Here is a 3,199-nt window from a genome sequence, read left to right as displayed (position 1 = left end):
CGCCTCGACCAGGCGCCGCGACGGCGCGTCCGGCCCGACGACCTCCGCGAGCAGCGTGCGCTCGTGCCCGGTCAGCCCGATCCGGTGCCGCAGCAGCGTGCGCGGCAGGACCGCGCCCAGCGCCGCGGTGTCCCCGGCGGCCAGCCAGTCGCGCAGCCGCCAGAGCAGCTCGTCGGGGAACCGGCCGGCGAGCCGCAGCAGCAGCTCGTGACCGGCCGGGACCCCGGCGAGCCGATCCATGTCAGCCGCCGACCTCGACCGTCAGCTCCACCTCGACCGGCACGTCCAGCGGCAGCACCGCGACGCCGACGGCCGACCGGGCGTGTGCCCCGGCCTCGCCGAACACCTCGCCGAGCAGGTCCGACGCGCCGTTGATCACGCCGGGCTGGCCGGAGAACGAGGGGTCCGACGCGACGAACCCGACGACCTTCACGACGCCGGTGACGCTGTCGAGGCCGACCAGCCCGTCGATCGCGGCGAGCGCGTTCAGCGTGCAGATCCGGGCCAGGTCGTACGCCTGCTCGGCGGTGACCGTGGCCCCGACCTTGCCGGTCGCGGCGACCTTCCCGTCCACGAACGGGACCTGCCCGGCGGTGAACACGAGGTTCCCGCTGCGCCGGGCCGGGATGTAGGCGCCGGCCGGTGCGGCCACCGCGGGCAGGGTCAGCCCCAGCTCTTTCAGCCGGGCGAGTGCGCTCACTGCTGCACCGGCCGCTTGAAGAACGCCACCAGCTGCTCGGCGTTCGCGCCGCTCGTCACCGTGACCAGTTCCCAGCCGTCCTGGCCGAAGTTGTCCAGGATCGCCTTGGTGTTGTGGATCAGCAGGGGGGCGGTCAGGTATTCCCACTTCACGACCGGGGAGCTCATGGGCGGGACTGTAACCCGGGCACCCGACACCGAACCGTCGTGGCGCGACGGATGGCCGTCCCCCTGCGACGGACGCCCACCGCCGGAGCGCGGGACGCGCCCCGTCCGTTGTGGGACGCACCTCGCCGACGGGCCGCTGTCGGTGGGCGCTCGTACGCTGGATCCGTGACCACGACCGTCCGGCCCGAGCCCGGAACCCGCCCCGACCCGTGGCCCGACGCGCTCTCCCGCGCGCGGTTCCACGTGGTGTCCGGCAAGGGGGGCACCGGCAAGACCACCGTGGCCGCCGCCCTCGCGCTGGCCCTCGCCGGCGGCGGGAAGCGGGTGCTGCTCGTCGAGGTGGAAGGTCGCCAGGGCATCGCCCAGGTCTTCGACACCGCCCCGCTGCCGTACGAGGAGCGCCGGATCGCCGTCGCGCCCGGCGGGGGCGAGGTGCGGGCGCTGGCCGTCGACGCCGAGGCCGCCCTGCTGGAGTACTTCGAGATGTTCTACCGGCTGGGTGTGGCCGGGCGGACGCTGCGCCGGATGGGCGCGATCGAGTTCGCGACGACGCTCGCCCCCGGCCTGCGTGACGTGCTGCTCACCGGCAAGGCCAAGGAGTGCGTCACCCGCACGGAGTCCGACGGTCTCCCCGCCTATGACGCGGTGGTCCTCGACGCGCCGCCCACCGGCCGTCTCGTGTCGTTCCTCGACGTCACCAGGGCGATGGCCGACCTGGCCAAGGCCGGGCCGATCCACGGGCAGGCCAAGGGCGTCGAGGCGCTCATCCACTCCCCGCTCACCGCGGTGCACCTGGTCACGCTGCTGTCGGACCTGCCCGTCACCGAGACGCTCGACGCCGCCGCCGAGCTCGACGCCGCCGGGATCCCGCTGGGCTCGGTCGTGGTGAACCGGATGCGCGAGCAGTGGTTGCCCGACCGCTCGGTCACCGCCGCCGCGGGCGGGCGGGTCGACGCGACCCGGATCCGCAACGGCCTGCAGAGCGCCGGGATCGAGCTGGCCCCCACCGAGATCGACGGCCTGGTCGCCGAGACCGTGGAGCACGCCGTCGCCGTCGAGGGGGAGACCGCCGCGCTGCGCCGCCTGGAGACCGAGCCGACCCCGCCGCTGCCGCGGCTCACGCTGCCCGCGCTGCTCGGCGGGGTGGACCTCGGCTCGCTCTACGAGCTGGCCGAGTCGATGACCGCGCAGGGTGTGCACCTGGAGGCCCGCCGATGACCGCCCCGCTGGACGTGGACGCCCTGATCGACGACCCGGGCACCCGGGTCATCGTGTGCTGCGGCTCGGGTGGCGTCGGCAAGACGACCACCTCCGCCGCGCTCGCGGTGCGCGCCGCCGAGCGCGGTCGTCAGGTCGTCGTGCTCACCATCGACCCGGCGCGCCGCCTGGCCCAGGCCCTCGGGGTGGACGAGCTGTCCAACGACCCCGCCCCGGTGAAGGCCGTCGACGGCGAACTCGCCGCGATGATGCTGGACATGCGCCGCACCTTCGACGAGATGGTGGAGTCGCACGCCCCGCCCGAACGGGCGCAGAAGATCATCGAGAACCCCTTCTACCAGACGATCTCCTCCTCCTTCTCCGGGACGCAGGAGTACATGGCGATGGAGAAGCTGGGCCAGCTGGCCGGTGCCGGGACGTGGGACCTCGTCGTCGTCGACACGCCGCCGTCGCGCTCGGCGCTGGACTTCCTCGACGCCCCGCAGCGCATGTCCCGCTTCCTCGACGGACGCATGATCCGGCTGCTCGCCGCGCCCGCCCGGGCCGGTGGCCGCGGGCTGCGCCGGATCGTCGAGGCCGGGTTCGGGTTGTTCGCCAAGGCCGTCGGGTCGATCATCGGCGGGCAGATGCTGCAGGACGCGTCGGCGTTCGTACAGGCCTTCGACACCTTGTTCGGCGGGTTCGCCGAGCGGGCCGAGAAGACCTACGCGCTGCTGCGCTCGGAGGGGACGGCGTTCCTCGTCGTCGCCGCGCCGGAGCCGGACGCGCTGCGCGAGGCGGCGTACTTCACCGAGCGGCTGTCGTCGGAGGACATGCCGCTGGCCGGGCTCGTGCTGAACCGGACCCACCCGGTGCTCGCGCCGGTCTCCGCGGCGCGTGCGCGGGCCGCGGCCGAGCAGGTCGGCGGGCCGGGGTCGCAGATCGCGGCCGCGGTGCTGCGGCTGCACGCCGACCGCGTCGACCTGCACGAACGGGAGGAGCACCTGCTCACCCGGTTCTCCGCCGCCCACCCCGGCGTGTCGGTGACGCGGGTCCCCGCGCTGGCCGGCGACATCGCCGACCTCGACGGGCTGCGCCGGGTCGGCGCGCTGCTGGCCGGCGATGCCGAGACCGG

4 protein-coding genes and 1 pseudogene are annotated in these 3,199 nt (G+C 74.6%); 2 read left to right on the top strand and 3 right to left on the bottom strand.

Annotated elements, in window-relative coordinates:
• From GTW08_RS10540 to GTW08_RS10530, 3 genes and pseudogenes are all read right to left on the bottom strand, one after another.
• Window positions 1–240, bottom strand: a pseudogene (locus GTW08_RS10540) (hypothetical protein); the annotation flags it as partial.
• Window position 241: 1 nt separating this feature from the next.
• Window positions 242–700, bottom strand: coding sequence for a RidA family protein (locus GTW08_RS10535; RefSeq protein ID WP_073576022.1), 459 nt, complete (start codon window positions 698–700; stop codon window positions 242–244).
• The gene (locus tag GTW08_RS10530; protein ID WP_139282840.1) at window positions 697–867 is read right to left on the bottom strand and encodes a DUF4177 domain-containing protein; all 171 of its coding nucleotides are present in this window, start codon (window positions 865–867) and stop codon (window positions 697–699) included. Before GTW08_RS10530 ends, GTW08_RS10535 begins: the two co-directional genes overlap by 4 nt.
• A gap of 165 nt (window positions 868–1,032) precedes the next feature.
• Here GTW08_RS10530 and GTW08_RS10525 point away from each other — a divergent pair, with 165 nt between their 5' ends.
• Together GTW08_RS10525 and GTW08_RS10520 are read left to right on the top strand one after the other, a co-directional pair.
• Complete coding sequence (locus tag GTW08_RS10525) at window positions 1,033–2,085, top strand: ArsA-related P-loop ATPase (RefSeq protein ID WP_073576021.1); 1,053 nt, start codon at window positions 1,033–1,035, stop codon at window positions 2,083–2,085.
• Window positions 2,082–3,199, top strand: a 1,118-nt coding sequence (locus GTW08_RS10520) for an ArsA family ATPase (protein WP_161151830.1), incomplete at its 3' end; no start/stop codon positions are given. The genes GTW08_RS10525 and GTW08_RS10520, both read left to right, overlap by 4 nt.

Origin of the sequence: Pseudonocardia sp. SID8383, from assembly GCF_009864975.1 — a bacterium.
Lineage (GTDB): Bacteria > Actinomycetota > Actinomycetes > Mycobacteriales > Pseudonocardiaceae > Pseudonocardia > Pseudonocardia alni.
This window is presented reverse-complemented; position numbering and strand designations above follow the sequence as displayed.

Bases quoted from the DNA above. Each gene is read 5' to 3' on its own strand.
- GTW08_RS10530 (WP_139282840.1), bottom strand. From the start codon at position 867: ATGAGCTCCCCGGTCGTGAAGTGGGAATACCTGACCGCCCCCCTGCTG.